The organism is Pseudomonas sp. PVC-3-1, assembly GCF_057444315.1.
The window spans coordinates 2,123,528-2,146,427 of record NZ_CM172023.1 but is presented as its reverse complement, the minus strand read 5'-3'; the positions used below and the strand labels follow the sequence as shown (position 1 = coordinate 2,146,427).

Annotated in this window: 25 protein-coding genes; 8 read left to right on the top strand and 17 right to left on the bottom strand. The window is 65.6% G+C overall.

The annotated features are described in order from the left end of the window. Positions 1-52 precede the first annotated feature (52 nt). From AC2T4A_RS09925 to AC2T4A_RS09905, 5 genes are all read right to left on the bottom strand, one after another. Entirely contained in the window at positions 53-640 is a 588-nt protein-coding gene (locus tag AC2T4A_RS09925) for a GNAT family acetyltransferase (protein ID WP_478377895.1), read from the bottom strand. Between the two features lie 165 nt (positions 641-805). Continuing rightward, positions 806-2,032 carry an acyltransferase family protein gene (locus tag AC2T4A_RS09920; protein WP_486743666.1) on the bottom strand — a complete coding sequence of 409 codons (1,227 nt, stop codon included), beginning with the start codon at positions 2,030-2,032 and terminating at the stop codon, positions 806-808. A gap of 88 nt (positions 2,033-2,120) precedes the next feature. Beyond that, entirely contained in the window at positions 2,121-3,278 is a 1,158-nt protein-coding gene (locus AC2T4A_RS09915; RefSeq protein WP_416752389.1) for a phospholipase D-like domain-containing protein, read from the bottom strand. Further along, the gene (locus AC2T4A_RS09910; RefSeq protein WP_486743201.1) at positions 3,275-3,850 is read right to left on the bottom strand and encodes a YceI family protein; all 576 of its coding nucleotides are present in this window, start codon (positions 3,848-3,850) and stop codon (positions 3,275-3,277) included. The genes AC2T4A_RS09915 and AC2T4A_RS09910 overlap by 4 nt, the downstream gene beginning before the upstream one ends. 112 nt (positions 3,851-3,962) lie before the next feature. Beyond that, complete coding sequence (locus tag AC2T4A_RS09905) at positions 3,963-4,868, bottom strand: LysR family transcriptional regulator (RefSeq protein WP_416752385.1); 906 nt, start codon at positions 4,866-4,868, stop codon at positions 3,963-3,965. 109 nt (positions 4,869-4,977) lie between these two features. Between AC2T4A_RS09905 and AC2T4A_RS09900 the strand changes: the two genes are divergently transcribed. Then, on the top strand, positions 4,978-6,477 hold the full coding sequence (locus AC2T4A_RS09900; RefSeq protein WP_486743200.1) for an MFS transporter: 1,500 nt from the start codon (positions 4,978-4,980) through the stop codon (positions 6,475-6,477). A gap of 17 nt (positions 6,478-6,494) precedes the next feature. Then, the gene (locus AC2T4A_RS09895; RefSeq protein WP_478377875.1) at positions 6,495-6,623 is read left to right on the top strand and encodes a hypothetical protein; all 129 of its coding nucleotides are present in this window, start codon (positions 6,495-6,497) and stop codon (positions 6,621-6,623) included. A gap of 171 nt (positions 6,624-6,794) precedes the next feature. Here AC2T4A_RS09895 and AC2T4A_RS09890 read toward each other — a convergent pair whose 3' ends face one another. The 5 genes from AC2T4A_RS09890 to AC2T4A_RS09870 form a co-directional block, all read right to left on the bottom strand. After that, the gene (locus AC2T4A_RS09890; RefSeq protein WP_478377876.1) at positions 6,795-7,394 is read right to left on the bottom strand and encodes a YceI family protein; all 600 of its coding nucleotides are present in this window, start codon (positions 7,392-7,394) and stop codon (positions 6,795-6,797) included. 43 nt (positions 7,395-7,437) lie between these two features. Next, positions 7,438-7,785, bottom strand: coding sequence for an amidase (locus AC2T4A_RS09885; protein WP_478377877.1), 348 nt, complete (start codon positions 7,783-7,785; stop codon positions 7,438-7,440). Further along, positions 7,782-8,909, bottom strand: coding sequence for a serine hydrolase domain-containing protein (locus AC2T4A_RS09880; protein WP_478377878.1), 1,128 nt, complete (start codon positions 8,907-8,909; stop codon positions 7,782-7,784). The genes AC2T4A_RS09885 and AC2T4A_RS09880 overlap by 4 nt, the downstream gene beginning before the upstream one ends. A 116-nt stretch (positions 8,910-9,025) precedes the next feature. Next, the gene (locus AC2T4A_RS09875) at positions 9,026-9,811 is read right to left on the bottom strand and encodes an oxygen-binding di-iron domain-containing protein (RefSeq protein WP_478377879.1); all 786 of its coding nucleotides are present in this window, start codon (positions 9,809-9,811) and stop codon (positions 9,026-9,028) included. A 105-nt stretch (positions 9,812-9,916) separates the two neighbouring features. Continuing rightward, positions 9,917-10,813 (bottom strand): acyl-CoA dehydrogenase middle domain-containing protein, encoded by an 897-nt coding sequence (locus tag AC2T4A_RS09870; protein WP_478377880.1) that lies wholly within the window; start codon positions 10,811-10,813, stop codon positions 9,917-9,919. Positions 10,814-10,961: 148 nt separating this feature from the next. Here AC2T4A_RS09870 and olsB point away from each other — a divergent pair, with 148 nt between their 5' ends. Further along, positions 10,962-11,717: an L-ornithine N(alpha)-acyltransferase gene (gene olsB / locus AC2T4A_RS09865; protein WP_416752370.1), complete on the top strand. Its 756-nt coding sequence runs from the start codon at positions 10,962-10,964 to the stop codon at positions 11,715-11,717. Then, complete coding sequence (locus tag AC2T4A_RS09860; RefSeq protein WP_486743199.1) at positions 11,717-12,487, top strand: lysophospholipid acyltransferase family protein; 771 nt, start codon at positions 11,717-11,719, stop codon at positions 12,485-12,487. The genes olsB and AC2T4A_RS09860 overlap by 1 nt, the downstream gene beginning before the upstream one ends. 136 nt (positions 12,488-12,623) lie before the next feature. Here the strand turns inward: AC2T4A_RS09860 and AC2T4A_RS09855 are convergent, their stop codons facing one another. Together AC2T4A_RS09855 and AC2T4A_RS09850 are read right to left on the bottom strand one after the other, a co-directional pair. Further along, positions 12,624-13,484 carry a universal stress protein gene (locus AC2T4A_RS09855; RefSeq protein WP_416752366.1) on the bottom strand — a complete coding sequence of 287 codons (861 nt, stop codon included), beginning with the start codon at positions 13,482-13,484 and terminating at the stop codon, positions 12,624-12,626. A 42-nt stretch (positions 13,485-13,526) separates the two neighbouring features. Beyond that, a complete protein-coding gene (locus AC2T4A_RS09850; protein ID WP_416752364.1) occupies positions 13,527-14,153 on the bottom strand; it encodes an acyl carrier protein phosphodiesterase in 627 nt (208 codons plus the stop codon). 419 nt (positions 14,154-14,572) lie between these two features. Here AC2T4A_RS09850 and AC2T4A_RS09845 point away from each other — a divergent pair, with 419 nt between their 5' ends. From AC2T4A_RS09845 to AC2T4A_RS09835, 3 genes are read left to right on the top strand one after another with little or no spacing between them, the layout of a single operon-like run. Further along, positions 14,573-14,890: an ArsR/SmtB family transcription factor gene (locus AC2T4A_RS09845; protein ID WP_486743198.1), complete on the top strand. Its 318-nt coding sequence runs from the start codon at positions 14,573-14,575 to the stop codon at positions 14,888-14,890. A gap of 47 nt (positions 14,891-14,937) precedes the next feature. Continuing rightward, positions 14,938-16,101, top strand: a complete 1,164-nt coding sequence (locus AC2T4A_RS09840; RefSeq protein ID WP_416752360.1) for an MFS transporter — start codon at positions 14,938-14,940, stop codon at positions 16,099-16,101. A gap of 29 nt (positions 16,102-16,130) precedes the next feature. Then, a complete protein-coding gene (locus tag AC2T4A_RS09835; protein WP_486743197.1) occupies positions 16,131-17,180 on the top strand; it encodes an alkene reductase in 1,050 nt (349 codons plus the stop codon). 226 nt (positions 17,181-17,406) lie between these two features. Here AC2T4A_RS09835 and AC2T4A_RS09830 read toward each other — a convergent pair whose 3' ends face one another. The 4 genes from AC2T4A_RS09830 to AC2T4A_RS09815 all read right to left on the bottom strand — a co-directional run bounded on the left by AC2T4A_RS09830 (position 17,407) and on the right by AC2T4A_RS09815 (position 21,234). Beyond that, positions 17,407-17,676 (bottom strand): FeoC-like transcriptional regulator, encoded by a 270-nt coding sequence (locus tag AC2T4A_RS09830; RefSeq protein ID WP_486743196.1) that lies wholly within the window; start codon positions 17,674-17,676, stop codon positions 17,407-17,409. Then, a complete protein-coding gene (gene feoB, locus AC2T4A_RS09825; protein WP_486743195.1) occupies positions 17,676-19,970 on the bottom strand; it encodes a Fe(2+) transporter permease subunit FeoB in 2,295 nt (764 codons plus the stop codon). The genes AC2T4A_RS09830 and feoB overlap by 1 nt, the downstream gene beginning before the upstream one ends. A gap of 6 nt (positions 19,971-19,976) precedes the next feature. Next, a complete protein-coding gene (gene feoA / locus AC2T4A_RS09820) occupies positions 19,977-20,204 on the bottom strand; it encodes a ferrous iron transporter A (RefSeq protein WP_024762599.1) in 228 nt (75 codons plus the stop codon). Positions 20,205-20,394: 190 nt separating this feature from the next. Further along, positions 20,395-21,234 carry an ATPase gene (locus tag AC2T4A_RS09815; protein WP_486743194.1) on the bottom strand — a complete coding sequence of 280 codons (840 nt, stop codon included), beginning with the start codon at positions 21,232-21,234 and terminating at the stop codon, positions 20,395-20,397. 253 nt (positions 21,235-21,487) lie between these two features. On the opposite strand from AC2T4A_RS09815, the gene AC2T4A_RS09810 reads away from it, so the two are divergent. After that, complete coding sequence (locus AC2T4A_RS09810; protein WP_416752395.1) at positions 21,488-21,778, top strand: hypothetical protein; 291 nt, start codon at positions 21,488-21,490, stop codon at positions 21,776-21,778. Positions 21,779-21,874: 96 nt separating this feature from the next. Here AC2T4A_RS09810 and AC2T4A_RS09805 read toward each other — a convergent pair whose 3' ends face one another. Continuing rightward, the gene (locus AC2T4A_RS09805) at positions 21,875-22,864 is read right to left on the bottom strand and encodes an NAD-dependent epimerase/dehydratase family protein (RefSeq protein WP_486743193.1); all 990 of its coding nucleotides are present in this window, start codon (positions 22,862-22,864) and stop codon (positions 21,875-21,877) included. Positions 22,865-22,900: the final 36 nt, after the last annotated feature.

The following is a 22,900-nucleotide window of genomic DNA, read 5'->3' as shown; positions in this document are numbered from 1 at the left end:
TGTCGCCGGCGCAAACCAATTCCTGATACAGCGTCCTGAACACCGATGATAGTCAGGTCAGTTCCTTGAGCCAGAACATCATCGTCTTGGCAGTCTCCCGTTGCTCGCCGATATCGCGCCAGTGGTATTCGGTCTGCAGAGAGGGTTGCGGAGTGAAGCCGCGCTGCAGCCAGAAGGCGTCCGGCGCGCGGTAGCTGACGGGTCGTGCGGGGTGCTCCGGCGGCCGTCGAAGGGCGCAGAAGGCCCCCCAATCGAAACGCCCCAGACCACGCGCAAAGCGCTCGCGTTCCTCGAAGAAACGCAGGTCGAGAGCGGCGCTGCGGTACTCCGGCAGAACCACCGACTCGCCAAAATAGAAAATTCGCTCCGGGTTCCAACCCTGTGCCAGGAACGGCTGCTGGAAGGCCTCGGACTCGTCCAGCAGCGGCAGCCCGGTCGACGCCCCCACTACCCTGCCCTCATCGATCACCAGCACGCACAGGCTCCAGGCCGAGCGCACATGGCCTTCGAGGTACCCGGCTTCATATTCCGGACTGCCGTCGTAGAGGTACGGATACTCGCGGAACACGGTGATGCGCAGCCGCGCCAGATCATCGATGAACGGACGAAGGGCGTCGCCGCTAAGCAGGCGGGACTCGATGGCCATGGTGGTTTTCTTCCGCAACGGGCCGCAGCGGCGGCGCTGCAGAAAACCTAGCACGGGCAGCGCAGGTCGGCAGAAGCAGGAAAGGGGCGGCGCGGTTCGCGAGCAAGCTCGCTCGCTCTTCGTAGGAGCGAGCTTGCTCGCGAACCGCCCAACGATGGATTACGACTCGGTAACCACTCGCCGCCGCGCGGGCGGGGCCGGCAACAGGTGGCGCACCAGCCATTTGCGCACCGGCACCACGCAGCGCTCCTGCACCACTACACAGCTGGTGACCATGAACAAGAGGAACAACGGATACAGCCAGATCGACAACTGCTGATGGGTCGCCGACTCGACGCAGAAGGCCCAGTCGGCCAGGCAATCTCCCGGTGCGCGAATCAGCTTCTCGGTGCGCGAGAACAGCGTGAACAGCGGCACGTGCAGCGCGAACAGCGACAAGGACGCCGCCCCCAGCCGAGGCGACCAGTGACGGATGAAACTGCTCCTGGGGTCGCGCGGCAAGGCGCACAGGGTCACCAGCACCAGTTGCGCCGGCAGCAGCAGGCCGTTGTGCAGCAGGAAGTACCAGAACTTGGCGCCGTGGGTGTAGAGGTAATCGGCGACCAGGAAGTTGCCCAGCACGAAGGCGCCCATCGCCACCAGCATCCCTCGCCCCGGCAGGCGTCCGGCGTCCTTGTAGTCGCGAAACAGCCCGTAGGCGAGGATGCCGCCGAGGAACTCCGGCAAGCGCAGCAGCGGGTTGCGGTGCAGCAGGCCGGTCCAGGGCATGCCGTACTGCTCGTTGGCGACCACCAGAACGGGCGGGATCAGGTAGACCACCCACAACACCAGTAGCCACTTCCACTTGTTCTGCAGGCGCGCCAGGCGCGGGGCGACGAAGGGGAAGCAGAGGTAGAAGAAGAACAGCGTCGACAGCGACCAGAGCGGCGCGTTGAAGGTCAGGTAATACGGGTTCCAGGCCTGCAGCATGGTGAGCTGGAGGATGCTGTTGAACAGCAGTTCGCGGTCGCTCATCCAGTGATGGAACAGCTCCGGCTGCAGGCGGCCGATGGTCTCGTTGGTGTCGTAGATCACGAAGCGCGGCGTCGCCTGGTCCAGGTCCGGGCCTATGCCCAGCCCGCTTACCACCAGCAGCACGGCGATGGTCAGCAGGATCGAGAAGATGTGCAGCGGGTAGAGGTTGGACAGGCGTTTGGTGAAGAAGCTGCGTGGACTTTCACGCAGTTGACCATCGGTGACGTAGACGTGGCAGAGCAGGAAGCCGGAGAGCACGAAGAAGGTGCTGGTGGCGAAGAAGCCGAGGGCGGTGAGGTCATCCAGGCCGGCGAACTTCTGCTCCGCCGGGTAGCTGTGCAGCGTGTGGTAGATCACCACGTAAAGGCCCATCAGGAAGCGCAACCATTCCAGCCCGATGAAACGCTCCTTGGTTTGCTTTTCCACGCCTCTCTCCTACTCGACAGACTACTCGGCAACGTCATCGGCGGCGGTCGAGGAAGTTCACCACCAGTCGGTCCAGCGAGCCCCACAATCGCTCGCGCAGGCGTTTCCACCAGGGGCGGGCGCGCCAGAAACCCAGGTCGATCTCGCGGCTCTGGGCGAAGTCGGCGGCCAGGCAGTCGGCCACCGCCGCGGTGAATTGCGGATCGAACGCTTCTACATTGGCCTCCAGATTGAACCGAAGGTTCCAATGATCGAAGTTGCATGAGCCGACACTGACCCAGTCATCGACCAGTACCATCTTCAGATGAAGGAAGCGCGGCTGGTATTCGAAGATCTTCACCCCGGCGCGCAGCAGCCCCGGGTAATAGCGCTGACCAGCGTAGCGCACGGGTGCATGGTCGGTGAGGCGCCCGGTCAGCAGCAGGCGCACGTCGACGCCGCGTTGAGCGGCCTTTCGCAAAGCGCGGCGAACCTTCCAGGTCGGCAGGAAATACGGCGTCGCCAACCAGACGCGCTGGTGCGCGCCACGCAGCGAACGCACCAGCGCCTGGAGGATGTCGCGGTGCTGGCCGGCGTCGGCATAGGCAACCCGCGCCAGGCCTTCGCCGTAGTTGGGAATCGGCGGCAGGCGGGTCAGCAGGACTTCCTCTCGCGGCTTCCACGCCCGCACGCCCAGGCAGGCATTCCATTGGCGTTCGAACAGGCGCTGCCAGTCGGCGACGATGGTGCCAGTCATTTCCACCATCACTTCGTGCCAGTCGCTGCGACTCTCCCGCGCGGACCAAAACTCATCGGTCGCACCGGTGCCGCCGACATAGGCGATGCGCTCGTCCACCAGCAGCAGCTTGCGGTGGTCGCGGTACAGGTTGCGCAGACCGGCCTTCCAGTTCAGCGGGTTGTAGTGGCGCAGCTCGCCGCCCGCCTCCAGCAACTGGCGAGTCCAGGCGCTGGAGAGCTTCAGGCTGCCGAAGGCGTCGAACAGGCAGCGCACCTTCACGCCGCGCGCACGGGCGGCCAGCAGGCGGTCGAGCAGCGCTTCGGCGCAGCTACCGCTTTCCACCAGGTAGAGCTCCAGTTCGATCTGCCGCTCGGCGCTGTCGATGGCTTCGAACATGCGCGGGAAGAAGCGCTCGCCATCGCAGAGCAGGGCGAAACGGTTGCCCGTCCGCCAGGGGAAGATCGGCCCGCTCACCGCGAGGCGAAGATCAGCACGGCGCCCACCGGCACCGACAGGCCGATGCTCTTGAGCCCGGCCAGTTTGCGCAGCTGCGCGACGCCCGGCGCCAGGCCGAAGTCGGCGGCGTTGATCACCAGTGGCTGCAGGGTGACCACCTGGAAGCGGTGCTCATCCAGGCGGGTGATCAGCACGTCGGTACGGTAGTCCTTCGCCTGGCCGTTCAGTTCCAGGCGCAGCGGCAGGCGCGTCTCCAGCTGCACGCCGCTGGCGAGATCGGTGATGGGGCGCAGGTCGATGCGGGAACTGATGCGCGCCTCGGGGAATTTCTCGGTATCGAACAACTGGTCGCGCAGGCGCTCATCGCGCAGCGGGATGCCAGTGCTCAGCGAATCCATCTCGATGCGCAGTTCCACCTGGCCCTGCTCCTCCACCTTGCCGTGCATCACCAGGAAGCGGTTCACCTCGGCGATATCGGCGTTCTTGGTGGTGACGAAGGTCAGCCGCGAGGACTCGTAATCGAGGTACCAGGCAGCCTGGGCGGAGGCGGCGAAGCAGGCCGCAAAGAGGAAGGCGAACAGCGAGCGCATGAAATCCCTTACATGAAAAACGGATGTATCAACGGCCAACGATAGCGGCCCGCCGTCGGCTTGCAAACCAGCCGACCGGCGAGCCCATTGGGCAGGCGCCAGCGCCAATGGTTCAGTCGGCAAGCAGCGTGGGAATCCCGGCCACCAGCGCATCGATGGCGCAGCGTATCTTCGACGGCATGTAGCGGGTCTTTGGCCACACCGCGTGGATATCCAGCGGTGGCAGGTTGCAGCGCCCCTTCACCACCACCAGTTCGCCCAGTTTCACGTGCCGCGCCAGCAGCCAGGACGGCAGTCGCGCCAGGCCGAAACCCGCGACGGCCGCGGCGGTGATGGCCTGCAGGTCGTCCATGCTCAGCTGTGGGTCGATGTCGATGCGTCTCGCCAGGCCGTCGTCGTCGCGCAGGTCCCAGGGCGAGGTGACGCCGGCGACGGAATAGCTGATGGCGGCGTGGCCGGCAAGATCGTCCAGGTCTTCAGGCATACCGCGCTCGGCGATATACGAGGGCGCCGCGCCGATACTGGTGTACTGCACGCCCAGCTTGCGCGCGGCGAGGGTGGCGCTGTCGCCCAGCGGGCCGATGCGCACGGCCAGGTCGAAGCCTTCCTCCACCAGGTCAACGCGACGGTCGGTGAACGACAGGTCGATCTTCAGCGACGGGTACTGCCGCGCCAGCGCCAGCATCAGCGGCACCACGCACAAGTGGCCGAAGGAGATCGGCACGCTGACCCGCAAGCGCCCACGTGGCTCCATGCGCCCGCCTTCCAGCGCGGTGTGCGCAGCGTCCAGCTCGGCCAGGGCACGCACGCAGCTGTCGTAGAACACCTGGCCGTCATCAGTGAGGTTCTGGCTGCGAGTGGTCCGCTGCAGCAGCCGTACGCCCAGCCGCGCCTCCAGCCTGGCGATGGTCTTGCCCACCGCCGAGCGCGTGAGGTTCAGGCGCTCCGCCGCGAGAGCGAAGCTGCCGGCGTCCACCACCTGGACGAAGGTGGCGATGCCATCGAGTCGGTCATCCATCGCCCTTCCCCTTTGAATCCTGAAAAGACCCAATGATGGGACCAAATGGAGCCAATGGGGAACCCTGTTCTTTTCGACAATGGTGGCTCGTCCCACGGAGCCCACCCCCATGACTTCCCATCACAATCCCAGAAACCTCATCGCCCTCGCGGCGGTGTGCCTGTCCTCGATGATGTTCGGCCTGGAAATCTCCAGCGTTCCCGCCAGCCTGCCCGCTCTGGAGCGCGTGCTGCACGGCAATTTCCAGGACCTGCAATGGGTGATGAACGCCTACACCATCGCCGTTACCAGCGTGCTGATGGCCGCCGGTACGCTGGCAGATCGCTTCGGCCGCAAGCGCCTGTTCGTCATCAGCCTGGCGCTGTTTGGCGCCACGTCGCTGCTCTGCGGGCTGGCGGGCGACATGCCGACCATGATCGCCGGGCGCTTCCTGCAGGGCGCGGCCGGTGGGGTCATGCTGATTTGCCAAGTAGCCGTGCTCACCAGCCAGTTCAGCGATCCCGCCGAGCGCGTGCGCGCCTTCGCCGCCTGGGGCGTGGTGTTTGGTATCGGCCTGGGCTTCGGGCCGATCATCGGCAGCGCCATCGTCGCCCTGGCCAGCTGGCAGTGGGTGTTCCTGATCCACGGGCCGCTCGCCCTGCTCACCCTGGCGCTGGCGCAGTACGGCGCGGTGGAGTCGCGCGATGCGGACGCCGAGCGGCTGGATATCGGCGGTATGCTCACGCTGTCAGTGGCGGTGCTCGGCATCGTGTTCTACATCACCCAGGGCGCCGACATGGGCTTCGCCAGCCCCGCTGCGCTGGCGATCCTGCTGCTCAGCATCGCTTGCCTGGTCGCCTTCGTCCTCATCGAGCGTCGCGTCGACCACCCGATGTTCGACTTCTCCGTGCTGCGCATCCGCGCCTTCTCCGGTGCGATGTTCGCCTCGGCGGGCATGAACGTGAGCTTCTGGCCACTGATGATCTACTTGCCGGTCTACTACCACGGTGTACTCGGTTACGACGATGTGAAGGCCGGCTGGTCGCTGCTCGCCTACACCCTGCCAACACTGGTGGTACCGCCGATCGCCGAGCGCCTGGCGCATCGCTTCCAGCCGGGCTGGGTGATCCCCGGCGGCATGTTCGTGATCGGCGCCGGCTTCTTCCTGATGCTCTGGGGCGCCAGCGTGGACCACGCCAGCTGGCTGACCCTGCTGCCCGGCTGCGTGCTGGCCGGCGTCGGCCTGGGGATGACCAATACCACGGTGACCAACACCTCCACCGCCGCCGTACCAGCCGCCCGCGCGGGCATGGCCTCGGGTATCGACATGAGCGCGCGGATGATTTCCCTGGCGATCAACATCGCGGTGATGGGGCTGCTGCTCCTCACCGGCGTCGCTGCCGCATTGCACGGTGTAGATGGCGGCCAGAAGCTGCAACTGGCGGCGAGTATCGCCAGCGGCCGGCTGGGTGCGGATGATCCGGATGGCGCTCGCACGGCACTGGTTCAGGGGTTCAGTTGGGTGCTCGGCTACGGCGGGGCGAGCGCGTGGCTGTTCGCGGCAGGCAGCTTCCTGACCTTCGGCGCGCATCGCGCGGCGCGGCCTAGACTGGAGGCTGTCCAATCCTGAATGACAGGAGAGTCGCCATGAAAACCATCCTGCTGCTCACCTTCGTGGTCATCGGCGCGTCCAGTTGCAGCGTGGGCTCCGGCTTTCGCTTTCAGCACGAAGCGCCCGCCGTCGCGATGGAATTCGGTACCTCAGCGCTTTCTTAGGCGTTTGGCTGCTGCGCGGTGAATCCGTGCAGTGCGGTTCGCGAGCAAGCTCGCTCCTACGAAGAGCAGCTGACCTGTAGGAGCGAGCTTGCTCGCGAACCCGCCCAACGCCGACCAGGCCGGCGAATCGCAGAGAAGATCGGCACCGACCAAGGTGTCGATCCACACCGATCACGGCGCCTGCTTGATCACCTGGCTGAACCCCAACACCGCAAAAACCGGCACTTCGGGCGTGATCGACGGCACGTTGGCGACTTCCTTGAGCGGCTCGAGTTTCTCTTCCAGGTCGAAGTCGATCAGCTTGAGTACCAGCGGCTCCATGGTCGTCACTTCGATGCGGCTCTCATTGGGCCGGCTGACCAGTACCTCGGACTTGAGCCGGCGCTGCTGGCCGTGCAGGTCGAGGTTGAAGTCCACGGTCTCCTGGCGCGACTGGCCGACCTGCAGGTCCACGTAGCGGCTCAGGTCCAGTTGGCTGCTGATGATCGCCTCGGGGAAGCGTTCGATCTCGAAAAAGGAATTGCGCATGCGCTCATCGCGCAGCGCCAGGCCGCTGTCGATGGACTCCAGCGGCACCACCACACGCACAGCGCCCTTGTCGTCGATCTGCCCGGAGAGGCGGTCGAAGCGCTGCACCTCCGCCATCTTGCCGCGCTTGACCGAGACGAAGCTGATCCGCGAGGTGTCGCCGTCCAGCTGCCATTCGGCCAGCGCCAGGGGGCTGGCCAGCACCAGCAACGCGCACACAGCTCCTGTTACAAAAGAATGCATTGATCCTCCGAAGCGGGTCGCCCCGCTCCGTGGAACGCGCCCGTCAGTGGTTGCCCGATTCGGGCAATTCATCCGCCTGGGGCATCAGTTGGCATCCCTCACGCACACCGAGCCAGGCGGCTGTCTGCGTACTGCCAAGGCCGCGGGCGGTTACCCGCTTGCGCGCTTCGTCGTCGAGGAAGGCGCTGGTCGGCACGTACTGCTTGGTATAGGCCCGGCAATAGTCCGCCGAGTTCCCCATAACGTAACGGCAGGAGCAGTACTCCTTGGCGGTGTAGGCGCCGATGATGCGGGGGAAGGCGGCGAGATGGATGCGGTTCTGCCAGGCCGTGGTCACCAGGGCAAGCAGCAGCAGAACGAGCGCGGTAAGGATCGGATGACGGCGGATCATGGCTGCACCTCCCCGTGGGCGAAGGCCGCCTGGGCAAGCTTGAGGAAGGCGTCGTGCTGGTAGCTGCCGTCACGGTCGTCGGCGTAACGGACAATCACCAGCTTCTGTCCAGGGATCACGTACAGCGCCTGGCCCCAGTGGCCAAGGGCAGCGAAGGTGTCCTGCGGGGCATCCGGCCAGGGCGCGGGCGCGCCCGCTACAGCGCGGTTGAGCCACCACTGGCCGCCGGGCACCGCTTCGTTGGGCTTCTTCGGATCAGGCTGGTACTCGGGGAACGGCGCGAGGACGAATTTCAGCCAGTCCTGCGGCAGCAACTGGCGCTCCTTCCAGCGTCCGCCGCGTTCCATCAGCAGGCCGATGCGCGCCAGGTCGCGGGCGGTCATGTAAGCGTAGGAGGAGCCGACGAAGGTGCCGCTGGCGTCACGCTCCCAGACCGCGGACTGGATGCCCAGCGGCTCGAACAGCGCGGTCCAGGGGTAGTTCGCGTAGTCCTTGCCGACCATCTGTTTGAGCGTGGCGGAGAGCACGTTGCTGTCGCCGCTGGAGTAGCGGAAGCGCTTGCCCGGCTCGGCGTCGGCGGGGAAGCCGGCGGTAAATTTCGCCATGTCGTCGCGGCCACGGGTGTAGAGCATCGCCACCACCGACGAGCGCACCGGTGCGTACTCGTACTCTTCCTGCCAGGCCAGGCCGGAAGCCCAGTGCAGCAGGTCGCGCATCTTGATCTCCGGGTGTTCGGCGAAGGCCGGGTAATGCTGGGCGACCGGGTCGTCGAGCCGGAACTTGCCCTCACCGAAGGCCACGCCGAGGACGCTGACCATCACGCTCTTGCTCATCGACCAGGCCAGGTGCGGAGTCTCGGCGCGAGTGGGGCCGGCGTAGCGCTCGTAGATCAGTTGGCCGTCGCGAATCACCACCACCGCATCGGTGCGCACGCCCTTGCGGGTGCCATCGTCACGGGTGGGAAAGGCGTAGCTTTCGAAGGCTTCGACAGCCGTGCCACTGGGCGTGGCGCCGTGAGGCCAGTCGGCCTCGGGCCAGGTTTCGGCGCCGTGGGCGTGGCTGCTCAGCAGGCAGGTGGCCAGGGCCAGCGCACGCAGCGCGGGTCGGAAGGGAGTAAAGGGCATCGGCGGGCCTCTTGTTATCAGGTCGGCCCGCACCCTAGCACGGTGAAGATGACGGATTAAGCGCCGATCGTGCCGTAATCAAGGACGAATGGCGCAATCGGTCAGCACGGAGCCTGTCAGCGTGGCACCTGGTAGTCGTCCGGCCCCATCAGGTCCATGCCGCACTGCAGGTCGGCAATCCAGTCGAGGAAGGCACCGATCATGGCCTTGCCCACAAAGGGCCGGCCGTGCTGCGGGACGATCATCTCGATATCCAGGCCGCGAACCATGTTGGCCCACAGTCGGCCGACCTTGTTCGAGGCCATGTAGCGGCGGTGGAAGCCTTCCATGTGCGGCACGTGGGCGGCGAAATCCTGCACCGGGCTGGCGTCGTCCACCAGGGAGGCGCCCATGTCGCCGGAGAAGAGAATCTTGCTGACCGGGTCGTAGACCTGGAAGTTACCCACCGAGTGGAGGAAGTGCGCGGGGATCATCTTCAACTGGCAACGGCCCAGTTGCACCGACTCGCCGCGGTCCGGCAGCGGGATCACGCGGTCATAGGTGGAGATGCCATGGCTGATCGCCAGGTAACTGGCCGTGAGGTGCGGCAGGAAGCGCGCCCAGAGCTTGGAGCAGATGACCTTGGCGCGGGTATGCAGTAGCCACTTGTCCAGGGCGGCGATGATGTCCGGGTCCTGGTGCGAGGCGAAGATGAAGTCCAGGTCCTGCAGCGGGAACAGCTTGGAGAGTTCCAGTGACAGCGGGGTGTAGGTCAGGTCGCCGCCCGGATCGAGCAGCAGGCGCTTGTCGTGGTCAACGATGAGGAACTGGTTGGATTGCACACCATCGCCACTGACCAGATCGTCGAAACACAGGCATTGGTGTTTACCGTCGTCGAACAGCACGATGGGTTCGCGTCGCATGAGGGGATTTCCTAAAGCAGTGGGAGGGAAAACAGTGGGTAGCCCTGCGGAAATTTCTAGGTATCTCAGAAACTTCTGTAAGGCTAACGCCCCCTCCCCGAACCCTCACTGACGTGGGTCAAGGCCTATTGCCACCCTCGCTTTCTCCAGGCGCTTGGCCCGCGCGGGGCCAGCGATGGCCAGCACGCCCTTGTCCCGTTTCCACACCGCTGCCAACTCTGCATCGCCGGACGCGAACGCGCCGTCCAGTTCAGCGGCAAGGCCTTCGAACAGGCTGAACACGCCGGCCAGTAGCAGGTGCGTTTCCGGCAGCGAAGCGGGCTGCCGGCTGACCTCCGCGCAACCGGCGAGCACGCCGGTGAGGCGCAGACTCAGTTCCGCCGGCCACTGTCGCTCCAGCGCCAAGCCATAGAGCCAGGCGCAGACCGCCGCCAGCACATGGGTGTCCTCCAGGGTGCGGAAAGGTTTGCTGTAGGCCTCCCAGCCGTCGCCGGGCAGACGCTCGCAATGGGCGCCATCGAGCAGCAGGCGCGCGTGAGGAATGTCGGGCATCAGCGGCAGGGCCGGCAGCGCCTCCAGCTTCGCGCCGGGGGCGCCGGCCTGCACCACGGTCATGGCGATGCGCGGGGGCTCGCCCTCCTCCTCGTCGCGCGCAGCGACCAACCACCAGGCGGCGCTGTCCGCGGCCGTGGCGAAATCCTTGCGGCCGTGCAGTACCAGCCCTTCAAGACGGGTCTGCAGGTCGGCCGGGCGCACGCTCTTCTTCTCGGTCACGCACAACGCGCCAAGGCTGAGCGGGGCAGCGGGCCAGAGCGCGCGCAGCGCCGCCTGGTAGCCGGCGAGGAAGGCCAGCCCCGGCGAGGTCGCCAGGCGTCCGCCGAGCACCGCCAGTTCGAAGCTGCCGGCGCAGCCTGCACGAGTGAGCAATTCGGCGTACCAGTCGTCCAGTGGCAGTCCGGACGGTAACCGCTCCTGCGGGCCGAGCAGGCATTTCCAGGGCATCGCGGCGCTCCTTCCTTCGAGGTCGTTGTTCTTGTCATACAAGCATCACCACACCGTCATGGGCGTGACACCGGTCATTCCTAGCCTGAGCTTGCACAACAAAGCCGACCGGCCGCAACCCGCATGGCCGGTTCACGGAGGCACTCGCATGAGTCAGATCGCCCTCTCCTGTGACACCCCGGCAGAACGCCGTCTCAAGGCCGTGCGTCTGCGCGGCGCCCGCGCCCTGCGCGAAGCCCAGGCCCTGCGTTACCGCGTATTCAGCAGCGAGTTCGATGCCCAGCTAAAGGGTGCGGACCAGGGGCTGGACATGGACGACTACGACCGCCACTGCGCCCACATCGGCGTGCGCGACCTCAACACCGGTGCGCTGGTGGCCACCACCCGCCTGCTCGACCACCGCGCCGCGCAGCGACTGGGCCGCTTCTACAGCGAAGAGGAATTCGCCCTCGACGGCCTTGGCGACCTGCAGGGCCCGGTGCTGGAAATCGGCCGCACCTGCGTTGATCCGGACTACCGCAACGGCGGCACCATCGCCGTGCTCTGGAGCGAGCTGGCCGAAGTCCTCAACGAAGGCGGCTACCGCTACCTGATGGGCTGCGCCAGCATCCCCATGCGCGATGGCGGCATCCAGGCCCGCGCCGTGATGCAGCGCCTGCGCGACCGCTATCTGTGCCAGGAAAACCTGCGCGCCGAGCCCAAGACCCCGCTGCCGCCCATGGACGTGCCGGATAACCTCACCGCCGAACTGCCGCCGCTGCTCAAGGCTTACATGCGCCTGGGCGCGAAGATCTGCGGCGAGCCCTGCTGGGACCCGGACTTCGGCGTCGCCGACGTGTTCATCCTGCTCAAGCGCGATGAGCTCTGCCCGCGTTACGCCCGCCACTTCAAGGCGGCGGTCTGATGCGCAGCCTGCGCGCCTGGCTGCGCGTCGCCCGTCTACTGGCACTGCTGCTGGTGGGCCTGGCGCTGGCCAGCTTCGTCAGCCTGCTGGAACGCCTGCCCGGCCGCGACCGCATGCCCCTGCGCCAGCGCCTGACGCGCTGGTTCCTGGCGCGTCTGTCCGGCGCCCTGCCCTTCGAACTGCAAGTGCACGGCGAACTGCCCGAGCAGCCGATGCTGTGGGTCGCCAATCATGTGTCGTGGGTGGATATTCCGCTGCTGGGCGGGCTGCTACCGCTGACCTTCCTGTCCAAGGCCGAGGTGCGCCAATGGCCGGTGGCCGGCTGGCTGGCGGAGAAGGCCGGCACGCTGTTCATTCGCCGCGGCTCGGGCGATGCAAGAATGATCAACGCACAGCTCGCCACGCACCTGTCGCGCGGCCGCTCGCTGCTGGTCTTCCCTGAAGGCACCACCACCGACGGCCAGGGCCTGCGCACCTTCCACGGTCGGTTGATGGCCAGCGCCATCGAGGCCGGAGTGCCGGTGCAGCCGGTGGCGCTGCGTTATCGCCGCAACGGGCAGGCATGCGAACTGGCGCCTTTCATCGGTGACGATGATCTGGTCAGCCACCTGAAACGTCTGTTCGATCATGATCGTGGTGTGGTGGAAATCCACCTGCTGCCGGCGCTGTCCAGCGCCCATCAGGACCGCAACCTGCTGGCCCGGCAAGCGCACGCGGCAATCCACGCAGTGGTGTGTGAAGCTCAGGAAGCGTCGGCCATCGCGGCCTGACGAGAGAAAGGTTTGGAGCCCGCCGTAACCTACGGCCGGCGGGTTCCCACTCTGACGAAACGGCTTTCAAACTGCGCCGGGCAGCACCCTCGAGCCGCCCGGTGAAGCCTGAAAACAGTCTCCCGACGCCGCAGGCTCAAGCCTCCGGCGGCACGACCAGGATGTCACAATCCAGCTCGCGCAGAGCGTAGTCGGCAACACTGCCGATCAGGGCACGCTTGATTCCGCCCATACCCCGAGTACCCATGACCAGCAGATCCGGCCGATGCTTGTCGACCATCCGCTGCAACACGTTGCCCGGCAGCCCGACGGCCACCAGTTGTTCATCGATGCGTTCTTCCAGGTGACAGTCGTGGAGGAATTTCTTCAGTTCTTCCACCGCCTGGCGCGATTCGCTGCCGACAAACTCGTCGATGCGCTCCTCGCTCACCCCGGAGTACTGCATCATGCCCTTGGCCAGCGGGCTGAAGGCGTAGACGCCCCGGCGCACGGCACCTTCGAGCAGCCCCAGCTCATCGGCCACTTCCACTGCGTGAGCGGACGCCGGCGAGGTGTCGAGGGCGATCAGCAGGTCACGGTACTGGCCGCCTGCAGGCTGGTTGACCACCAGCACCGGCAATTGCCCGGCGCGCAGCACTCGTTCGACCGTGGTGCCGACAAAGATGTCGCGCAGCACGCTCTTACGGTGCGCGCCCATCACCAGCATCTCGCAATCCTGCTTCTTCGCGGCGGCGAGGATCTGCTGATTCGGGTCGCCCCGCTCCACCAGCAGTTTCGGGCAGGTGCCGCCCAGTTCGGTGAGCTCCACCAGCCGCGCCTCCAGCATCAGACGCACCTGGGTGACTTCCTGCTCGACCAGGGCTGAAGGCTGGTCTTCATCGACCACGTAGAGCACGGTCCAGGGACAGGCGTAGCGCTTGGCAAGCGCCGCCGCACGGTGCAAAGCCTTTTCGGAACGGCCAGACAGATCCGTTGCGACCATTAACGACTTCATCATGCTGCTCCTCTCGTCGTCCTTCAGATGTGTCTATTGCACACGCTATGGGCCGCCGGACGGTTGACACATATCAAGTGAGGCCGGACCGTCCATCGATTTCGGCGGATTTCTGACGAAGCTCTGCAGTTCGGGATAGAACTCACGGAAGTCGTCGCTCAAGGGCTCGTACAACCGCTCCAGCTCCTCCCAGGCGCCGTCCAGCAGGGACGGTCTCGACAGGCGCCGGGACATCCCGACCACCACGTCCTGCAACACTTCGAACTCCCGATAACTGCCCAACCAGTCCTGCTCGGCCATGCGCGGTGCAATGCGCGCCAGACGCTCCGGCAGGCCGGGCGTGCGGCCCAGTACACCGTAGACCCGCTGGGTGAAGTGCTCCAGCGGCTCGCCGGAGAAACGGGCCCAGTCACGCGCCAGGCAGTGGTCGAAGAACACGTCCAGCAGCACACCGGCCATGCGCCGGCGCTCACTGGGGAAGCGCAGCTTGGCAGTGTGTATCAAGGCATGACTGTCGGTGAAAGCGTCGATACGCCGATGCAGGCGGATACCCGCTTCGATCTCGGCGGGCCACTGGCCGGCCAGCGGGCCTTTGACGAAATCGCCATAGAGGCTGCCGAGCAGTTGGGCCGGGCGGTCGCCGCCCAGGTGGAGGTGCGCGAGGTAGTTCATGGGCAGAGAGTAGCGCGGAATCGCAGCGAACCTGTAGGACCGAGGGGGACGCCCAGTCCTTGCTCGCGAACGCTCTTTGCCCTGGTCCCGTGCGATTCGCGAGCAAGCTCGCTCCTACAAGAGCAAGGCCGGCGCGGGGGCGAGCGCATCGCGGACGGAGTCCGCCCCTACAAGTGTCCTGCCTACCTCAACCTGTAGGAGCGAGCTTGCTCGCGAACGCCTTTTGCCCCGGTGCCATGCGATTCGCGAGCAAGCTCGCTCCTACAAGAGCAGGATCGGTGCGAGGGCGAAACCATCGCGGGAAGAGTCCGCTCCTACGGCCAATATCATCGGTGTCGATCATTACTATCGCCCCAAACGAATTCATATCGTTTTTGACCGATATATAGTTCGTCCCAACGCGATATACCGATACGCCCATGACTGAACAACACAATCTCGACCTCGACGAAATCTTCAAGGCCCTGGCCCACCCGGTGAGGCGCGACATGCTGCACTGGCTCAAGGACCCGGAGCAGTTCTTCGTCGAGCAGGAACACCAATCCTTCGAGATCGGCGTCTGCGCCGGCAAGTTCGACCAGCGTACCGGTCTGTCGCAATCCACCGTTTCCGCGCATCTGGCCGCCCTCCAGCGCGCGGGTCTGGTAACCAGTCGAAAAGTCGGCCAGTGGAACTTCTTCAAACGCAATGAAGAAACCATCCAGGCCTTTGTTCGCCACCTGAGCGAAGCGCTGTAACCCGGCTACTGCCAGCCAAGACAATTTTTACTTCCAGGAGCAGGCACATGCCCACTTCGCTTCTTGTCCTCGCTTTGTCCGCGTTTGCCATCGGCACCACGGAATTCGTGATCATGGGTCTGTTGCCCGAGGTCGCGGGCGATCTTTCGGTGACCATTCCCGCCGCCGGCTGGCTGGTCAGCGGCTATGCCTTCAGCGTCGCCATCGGCGCGCCGATCATGGCCCTGCTCACCGCCCGTCTGCCGCGCAAGACTGCGCTGCTGATGCTCATGGGCATCTTCATCCTCGGCAACCTGCTCTGCGCGGTGGCCGCCAACTACGGCCTGCTGATGCTGGCGCGGATCATCACCGCCCTGTGCCATGGCGCCTTCTTCGGCATCGGCTCGGTGGTCGCCGCCAGCCTGGTGCCGGCCAACCGCAAGGCGTCCGCCGTGGCCCTGATGTTCACCGGCCTGACCCTGGCCAACGTGCTCGGCGTTCCGGCCGGCACCGCGCTGGGCCAGATCGCCGGCTGGCGCTCGCCCTTCTGGGCAGTGACGCTGATTGGCGTCTTCGCGTTGATCGGCCTGTGGAGCGTGTTGCCGAAGAAGCACGATGAAGAAGCGGTGGACATGCGCAAGGAAGTCGCCGCACTGCGCAACGGCCCGCTGTGGCTGGCGCTGGGTACCACGGTGCTGTTCTCCGCCGCCGTCTTCGCCTTGTTCACCTACGTCGCGCCGCTACTGGGCGAAGTCACCCAGGTTTCGCCGCGCGGCATCACCTGGAGCCTGGTGCTGATCGGCCTCGGCCTGACCCTGGGCAACATCCTCGGCGGCCGTCTCGCCGACTGGCGCCTGGGCACCACCCTGGCCGGCGTGTTCGCCACCATGGCAGTGGTTTCCACGGTGCTGAGCTGGACCAGCGTGTCGCTGATCCCGGCCGAAATCACCCTCTTTATCTGGGCCGCTGCCGCCTTCGCCGCCGTGCCGGCCCTGCAGGTCAACGTGGTGCGTGTCGGCGGTGCCGCACCGAACCTCGTCGCCACCCTGAACATCGGCGCCTTCAACGTCGGCAACGCCATCGGCGCCTGGGTCGGTGGCAGCGTCATCGACCATGGCCTGGGCCTGACCCGAGTGCCCCTGGCCGGCGCCGTGCTCTCCGTACTCGCGCTGATCGCGGTAATGATCGCCTTCAGCGGCAAGCCCAACCAGACGCAACCCGTCCTCGATTGAACCTCCCCCTCACGCCCCGGAGTAATGCAATGACCACGCTTTTCGATCCCATCGTCATCGGTGACCTGGAACTGCCCAACCGCATCATCATGGCCCCGCTGACCCGCTGCCGCGCCGACGAAGGCCGTGTGCCCAACGCGCTGATGGCCGAGTACTACACCCAGCGCGCCGATGCCGGCCTGATCCTCAGCGAAGCCACCTCGGTGACGCCGATGGGCGTGGGCTACCCGGACACCCCCGGCATCTGGTCCGATGACCAGGTCCGCGGCTGGACCAACATCACCAAGGCCGTACACGCCAACGGCGGTCGCATCATGCTGCAGCTGTGGCACGTGGGCCGCATCTCCGACCCGCTGTACCTGAACGGCGAAACCCCGGTGGCACCGAGCGCGATCAAGCCTGCCGGCCACGTCAGCCTGGTGCGTCCGATCAAGGAATTCGTCACCCCGCGCGCCCTGGAAACCGAAGAGATCGCCGACATCGTCGAGGCCTACCGCATCGGTGCCGAGAACGCCAAGGCCGCCGGTTTCGATGGCGTGGAAGTACACGGCGCCAACGGCTACCTGCTCGACCAGTTCCTGCAGAGCAGCACCAACCAGCGCACCGACCAGTACGGCGGCTCCGTCGAGAACCGCGCCCGTCTGCTGCTGGAAGTCACCGATGCCGTGATCGGCGTCTGGGGCGCAGGCCGTGTCGGCGTGCACCTGGCGCCTCGCATGGACTCCCACGACATGGGCGACGCCGATCCGCTGGCCACCTTCGGCTACGTGGCTCGCGAGCTGGGCAAGCGTGGCGTGGCGTTCATCTGCACCCGCGAAAAAGCCGCTGACGACAGCATCGGCCCGAAACTGAAGGAAATCTTCGGTGGCGTTTACATCGCCAACGAGCGTTTCACCCAGGAAACCGCCAGCGAGTGGCTGGAAAGCGGCAAGGCTGACGCAGTGGCCTTCGGCATCCCGTTCATCGCCAACCCGGACCTGGTGACCCGCCTGAAGAAAGGCGCCGCCTGGAACGAACCACACCCGGAAACCTTCTACGCCAAGGGCCCGGTCGGCTATCTGGATTACCCGCGCCTGTAAAGGGGCGGTTTCAGCGCCAACGAAAAGGGGCGCCTTCATTTGAAGGCGCCCCTTTCATTGTCTGCGCCAGGCAACAACCCTGCGTAGGAGCGGACTCCGTCCGCGATCGATTACCGACAGCTCCGAGTAGGCCTGTAGCACATCGCGGACAGAGTCCGCTCCTACACAGGCCCACCCGGAGCGGCTGTTCGCGAGCAAGCTCGCTCCTGCGAAAAGCCGATCGAGGTCAATGGGCTCTCCAGCGCAAGGGCGTGGGGTCGTTGCGACCCGCCAGGCGATACCCCGTCGTCGCACACCGTGTTGTCTCCGCGCAGCCCTTGCAGCTCCCGCAGGTCGCCGGCTCGGGTGCGATTTTTTCCACCACGCCCATCGCCAGCAGCCGCTCCAGCAATGCTTCGAGCAGAGCCTTCGAAGCGCCGAGGCGTTGGGCCAGCGTCGGCACATCCGCCTCGCCCATCTCACCCAGCAGGTTGCGCACCGCGATTGCCGTGGCCATCAGTGGCAGCTCCCCGCCGGAGCGGCGCGTAGTTCGCGTTCACCCTCCAGCGCAAGGCCGCGCCGGCCGACCCAGCGCAGGATCAGGAACAGCACCAGGTTGAACACCAGCACCACACCGATAGTCACGGCGCTGTACTGCGGATGTTCGGCGAAGCTGAATACCTGATAGCAGAGGGTTGCCAGCGAGTAGGCCACGTTGAGGCCCCAGAGCACCGCGAAGGTCATCCAGCCGCGGCCGCTTTCGCGGGTCAGCGCGCCAAGGGTCGCCACGCAGGGCACGTAGAGCAGCACGAACACCAGGTAGCTGTAGGCGGCCAGCGGGCTGCCGAACTTGGCGGCGAAGGTGCCCATGGAGCCCTCTTCCATCTCGCCGTCGGCCATGCTCGCGGCCACCGGGTTGGCCAGCACGCTGAGGCTGAAGGCATCGCGCAGACCGTCCAGCGTATCCGCGCCGGCCTGCTTCAATTGGCCCCAGAGATCGTACGCATCGGCGTCGAAGGCCTCGCCCTGGATGTGTTCGGCGGTGTACAGGGTGTTCAGGGTGCCGACCACCACTTCCTTGGCCAGCGCGCCGGTCACCAGGCCGACAGTGGCCTGCCAGTTGTCCTCGTGCACGCCCATGGGTTTGAGCAGCGGCGTAACCTTGTGACTGAGACTGGAAAGGGCCGAATCGGCGATGTCGCCTTGCACCGGGCGACCGTCGAGGGTGACGCTGTTGAGGCCGCCGATCACCAGGCTGACCAGGATGATCACCGTCCCCGCGCGGACGATGAAGGCGCGCAGGCGCATCCAGGTCTGCAGCAGCAGGCTGCGCAGGTGCGGCACGTGGTACAGCGGCAGCTCCATGACGAAGGGCGAGGCTTCGCCACGCATCAGCGTGTGCTTGAGCAGCAGCCCGGTCAGCACCGCCACGACTATGCCCAGCAGGTACAGCGAGAAGATTGCCAGCGCACCGTTCTGACCGAAGAAAGCGGCGGCGAACACGGCGAAGATCGCCAGCCGCGCACCGCAGGACATGAACGGCGCCATCATCGAGGTCATCAGCCGCTCGCGCGGGTTGTCCAGGGTGCGGGTGCCCATGATCGACGGCACATTGCAGCCGAAGCCGACGATCAGCGGCACGAAGGATTTGCCCGGCAGGCCGAGGGCCTGCATCAGGCGGTCCATGACAAAGGCCGCACGGGCCATGTAGCCGGAGTCTTCGAGCAGGGCGAGGAACAGGTACATCAGGCCGATCTGCGGGATCAGCGGCAGCACCGCGTTGATGCCGCCGCCCAGCCCCTGGGCCAGCAGCGCGGTCAGCCAGTCCGGCGCACCGCTGCGAGCACCCAGCCACTGGATGCCATCGATGAACAGCGCCGAGGAGCCCTGGTCGAAGATCGGCTGCAGCGCACCGCCCAGGGTAATGGCGAAGAAGAACATCAGGTACATCACGAACAGGAACACCGGAATGCCCAGCCAGCGGTTCAGCGCAATGCTGTCCAGCATCTGGGTCAGGCGATGCGGTGCGGCCTGTCGATGGTTGCTGGCGCGCTCGCAGAGTTCGCCGATCAACCGGTAGCGCGCGTCCACCAGCAGCAGTTCCGGGTCTTCGCCGCAGGCGCAGCGGATTGCGTCACGGGCGGCCAGCAGGCTCGCCGGGTCGAGCTTGAGTTGACGGGCACTGTGCAGGTCACCTTCCAGCGCCAGCAGTGCCATCCAGGCCAGTGTTGGCGGCGCATCGGCGGGCAACAATTGGCTGACGGCGTTGCGCAGCGCAGCGGGATACGGCACCTGTAGCGGAGGCTGCGCCGTCACGGCATCGATAGCCTGCTTGAGCTCGTCGATGCCCTCGCCGCGGGTCGATACCAGCGGCACCACCGGGCAGCCCAGCTCCCGCGCCAACGCCTCGCGGTCGATGTTCAGTCCCTGGGTACGGGCGATATCGAGCATGTTCAGCGCGACCACGCAGGGCAGCCCCATCTCGCGCAATTGCACAGTGAGGTAGAGGTTGCGTTCCAGATTGGTGGCGTCGACCACGTTGACCAGCACGTCGACCTCGCCATCGACGATGCAGCGCCGGGCAATCTGCTCGTCCAGCGAGGCCTGGGTCGACAGCGTGGTCAGCGAGTAGGTGCCGGGCAGGTCCACCAGGCGTACGTTGTGGAGCGCCGTGCGGAAGGTCCCCTCCTTTCGTTCGACGGTGACGCCAGCCCAGTTGCCGACGCGCTGGCGCGAACCGGTGAGCTGGTTGAACAGGGTGGTCTTGCCCGCGTTGGGATTGCCGATCAGGCCGATGCGCAGCTCTATCATGGTGGATCAGTCCTGCGCTTCAAGCTGGAGGAACGCCAGGTCGCGGCGACGCAACACCAGGCTGCACTGGCGGGTATCCACCTGCACTGGATCACCCAGTGGCGCTACGCGACGCACCTTCAGTTCGGCGCCCGGCAACAATCCCATGGAGAACAGCCGCTGGCGGAAGGCGGCGCCGATCCCGGGCCGGTAACCCGCGATGCGGTACCGGCGTTGCGCTTGAAGATCGTGCATGGGAAGCCTCCGGGCGAATGATCGAACAAGGAGAGAATCAGAATGACTCTCATTTGTTAGCGATTATTCGCCTCGAAGCCGCCCGTGAAACTGATTCAAGACAAGAATTGCCGTTACTACCCCAAAAGAGGGATGGCCAGAAAAAAGCCCCCGGACCTGTCGGCGCGGGGGCTCTTCTTCGGCAGGGCAATCAGCGGGTGCTGATCTGCTGCTGGAGGTTCTGCATCTGCTGCTGCAGGGTGTTGATGTTGCGCATCACCTGGATGCGGAACACGTCGAACTCCTTGGTATCGCTGCTGGCCTGGCCCTGGCGGCCGTCGACTTCGGAGCGCAACACGAACAGATCGTCCTGGATGCTCTTGATCGCCTTGGCCTGGCTGCCGTCCTTCTTCAGGTTGGCGATTTCCGTGTTGAGCGCCTGGATCTGCTGGTTGGCGGCGGCCAGGTCGGTCTGCAGGTTCTTGTACTTGGCCTGTTCGTCGGTGATGGACTTGAGCTTGACGTCGAGCTGCGACATCAGCAGCGCGGCGCTTTCCTGCTGGGCCTTGAGGTCGGCGCTGACCTGCGCCAGGCGTTTGCCCTGGGCGCCGTCGAACTCCGACAGGGAGGTCTGCTGCGCCTTGGCCTGCTCGGCCAGGCGGCCCTGCAGTTGCTTGACCTGCAGCTTCAGGGCTTCACGGTCGGTCATGCCGTTGGACTCATTGGCGACGAACTTGCCGCGGATGTCATCCAGGCGACCGGCGGCCTCTTCGCTGATCTTGGCGAAGCTTTCCTGGGTGGCGATCAGTTGCTGTTCCATGAGCATCAATTGCTGGTGGCTCCACCAACCGACGCCGGCCAGGGCTATGGCCATGGCTGCAACCAGCGCCCACAGCGCTCCGGTACCGCCGCCGCGTTTTACCGGCGGCGGCAGCGGACGACCGTTGGGCTCGACCACGCGGCGCGGGTGATGACCGAACTCATCGCGGTCGGCAGCGTCGGTGGAAAGATGGGGCACATCATCGAATTCGTCGAACGTGTCATTACGCATGGAATGAACCTGTGGGGATAAAGCGGCGTGTTGCCTGCGCTGGGCGCAGTATATCTGTTCGCATGACTCTGGGAGCAGCGTGCCATCACAGGGCGTCGCGCACCTCGTCGGCGCACAGAAGACCCGTGACGGAGGTCGCAGTTCCCTACGCAGCCCGCCAATAGTGGCTTTGCGATATCGTGGCACGCCGCTTGCTCCCGCTCCCAGTACTTGGCGCCGCTTTGGCGCCCTTCGCGGGGGAGGAAGTCGGGTGATCGAACTCAACAAGGCCATCCTGGATTGCATGCGCGAACTGCGCCGCCGTCTGCGTGAAGAACAGGCACTGGAGATCCAGTACCAGCAGAGCGACGCCATCGAACGGATGCTGCGCGCCTGCGCGGAGTCCATTTGCGAGGAGACCCGCCAGATGGGCGAACGTCTCAGCCAGCTGAGCGGCGTACAACTGCCGCGCGTGGTGCAGGAGCCGAGTTTCCTGCCGATGCAGGGCGGCGGCGACCAGCAGTATTCCGGGCCGTTGCGTGGTGGTGCCCGCGCGCCGCGCTGAGCTTGCTGCGTGTAGGAGCGAGCTTGCTCGCGAACAGCCTCAGCTTCCGTGCCGTGCGGTTCGCGCTGAGCTCGCTCCTACAGACGACGCCAGCCCCTAAGCGCCGCGCAATCTCCACCAGTCGCAGAACTCGTCCAGCGCATCCCACAGGCTGTTCTGCGGGTCGTAGTCGAGGAATTGGCGAGCGCGGGAGATGTCCAGGGAGAAGTCCTTGGCCATGACCGCCATCCCCAGGCGATGCAGGGTCGGCTCCGGGCGGCCGGGCAAGACCTTGCACACGCCCTCGTTGAGCAGCGCCAGGTTGTAGGCCAGCCCGTAGGGCATGTGCTGCTCCACCGGCTGCATGTCCAATCGACGCAGCACGTAATTCACCACGTCCCACAGTGGCAGCGGCTGGCCGTTGCTGATGTTGTAGGCCTGGCCGAGCGCCTCGTCGCCGGCCATCAGGCTGGCGAACAGGGCGTCGTTGAGGTTCTGGATGCTGGTGAAATCCACCTTGTTCAGGCCCTGGCCGATGATGCGCAGGCGGCCCTTGCGGTGCGCGGCGATCATCCGCGGGAAGATGCTGGTATCGCCGGCGCCGGTGACGAAGCGCGGACGCAGCGCCAGCACTTCCAGACCGAACTCCTGGGCACCGAGGGCGACCAGTTCGGACTGGTACTTGGTCGAGCCATAGTGGTTGGCGAAGCGCTTGGGCACCTGCTGCTCAGTGATGCCGACATGGGACTGGCCATCGAAGTAGATCGACGGCGACGACAGGTGTACCAGGCGGCGCACCTTCTGCTTCAGGCACGCCTCGACGATGGACTCGGTCATCACCACGTTGGCCTGGTGGAAGTAGTCGTGGCTGCCCCATACACCCACCGCGCCGGCGCAATGCACCACAGCATCGACATCGCTGCACAGCGCCCGCACCAGCGTCGGGTCCGACAGGTCGCCAGCCATGAACTCGGCACCGCGCGCCACCAACGGCTGCAACGCTTCTTCGCGCCGTCCGTTCACCCGTACCGCCAGCCCCTGTTCCAGGGCAAAACGGGCAAAACGCCCGCCAATGAACCCGCTGGCTCCGGTGACCAGAATCTTCATGCACGCCACTCCTGTTCTTGTAATGCGGCGACTCTA

Bases quoted from the DNA above. Each gene is read 5' to 3' on its own strand.
- AC2T4A_RS09920 (WP_486743666.1), bottom strand. From the start codon at position 2,032: ATGGGCCTTTACGTGGTGATCTACCACACGCTGCACAGCTACCCGGCG.
- AC2T4A_RS09910 (WP_486743201.1), bottom strand. From the start codon at position 3,850: ATGCGCTCGCTGTTCGCCTTCCTCTTTGCGGCCTGCTTCGCCGCCTCC.
- AC2T4A_RS09905 (WP_416752385.1), bottom strand. From the start codon at position 4,868: ATGGATGACCGACTCGATGGCATCGCCACCTTCGTCCAGGTGGTGGAC.
- AC2T4A_RS09900 (WP_486743200.1), top strand. From the start codon at position 4,978: ATGACTTCCCATCACAATCCCAGAAACCTCATCGCCCTCGCGGCGGTG.
- AC2T4A_RS09895 (WP_478377875.1), top strand. From the start codon at position 6,495: ATGAAAACCATCCTGCTGCTCACCTTCGTGGTCATCGGCGCGTCCAGT.
- AC2T4A_RS09890 (WP_478377876.1), bottom strand. From the start codon at position 7,394: ATGCATTCTTTTGTAACAGGAGCTGTGTGCGCGTTGCTGGTGCTGGCC.
- AC2T4A_RS09885 (WP_478377877.1), bottom strand. From the start codon at position 7,785: ATGATCCGCCGTCATCCGATCCTTACCGCGCTCGTTCTGCTGCTGCTT.
- AC2T4A_RS09880 (WP_478377878.1), bottom strand. From the start codon at position 8,909: ATGCCCTTTACTCCCTTCCGACCCGCGCTGCGTGCGCTGGCCCTGGCC.
- AC2T4A_RS09875 (WP_478377879.1), bottom strand. From the start codon at position 9,811: ATGCGACGCGAACCCATCGTGCTGTTCGACGACGGTAAACACCAATGC.
- AC2T4A_RS09870 (WP_478377880.1), bottom strand. From the start codon at position 10,813: ATGCCCTGGAAATGCCTGCTCGGCCCGCAGGAGCGGTTACCGTCCGGA.
- olsB (WP_416752370.1), top strand. From the start codon at position 10,962: ATGAGTCAGATCGCCCTCTCCTGTGACACCCCGGCAGAACGCCGTCTC.
- AC2T4A_RS09860 (WP_486743199.1), top strand. From the start codon at position 11,717: ATGCGCAGCCTGCGCGCCTGGCTGCGCGTCGCCCGTCTACTGGCACTG.
- AC2T4A_RS09855 (WP_416752366.1), bottom strand. From the start codon at position 13,484: ATGATGAAGTCGTTAATGGTCGCAACGGATCTGTCTGGCCGTTCCGAA.
- AC2T4A_RS09850 (WP_416752364.1), bottom strand. From the start codon at position 14,153: ATGAACTACCTCGCGCACCTCCACCTGGGCGGCGACCGCCCGGCCCAA.
- AC2T4A_RS09845 (WP_486743198.1), top strand. From the start codon at position 14,573: ATGACTGAACAACACAATCTCGACCTCGACGAAATCTTCAAGGCCCTG.
- AC2T4A_RS09840 (WP_416752360.1), top strand. From the start codon at position 14,938: ATGCCCACTTCGCTTCTTGTCCTCGCTTTGTCCGCGTTTGCCATCGGC.
- AC2T4A_RS09835 (WP_486743197.1), top strand. From the start codon at position 16,131: ATGACCACGCTTTTCGATCCCATCGTCATCGGTGACCTGGAACTGCCC.
- AC2T4A_RS09830 (WP_486743196.1), bottom strand. From the start codon at position 17,676: ATGGCCACGGCAATCGCGGTGCGCAACCTGCTGGGTGAGATGGGCGAG.
- feoB (WP_486743195.1), bottom strand. From the start codon at position 19,970: ATGATAGAGCTGCGCATCGGCCTGATCGGCAATCCCAACGCGGGCAAG.
- feoA (WP_024762599.1), bottom strand. From the start codon at position 20,204: ATGCACGATCTTCAAGCGCAACGCCGGTACCGCATCGCGGGTTACCGG.
- AC2T4A_RS09815 (WP_486743194.1), bottom strand. From the start codon at position 21,234: ATGCGTAATGACACGTTCGACGAATTCGATGATGTGCCCCATCTTTCC.
- AC2T4A_RS09805 (WP_486743193.1), bottom strand. From the start codon at position 22,864: ATGAAGATTCTGGTCACCGGAGCCAGCGGGTTCATTGGCGGGCGTTTT.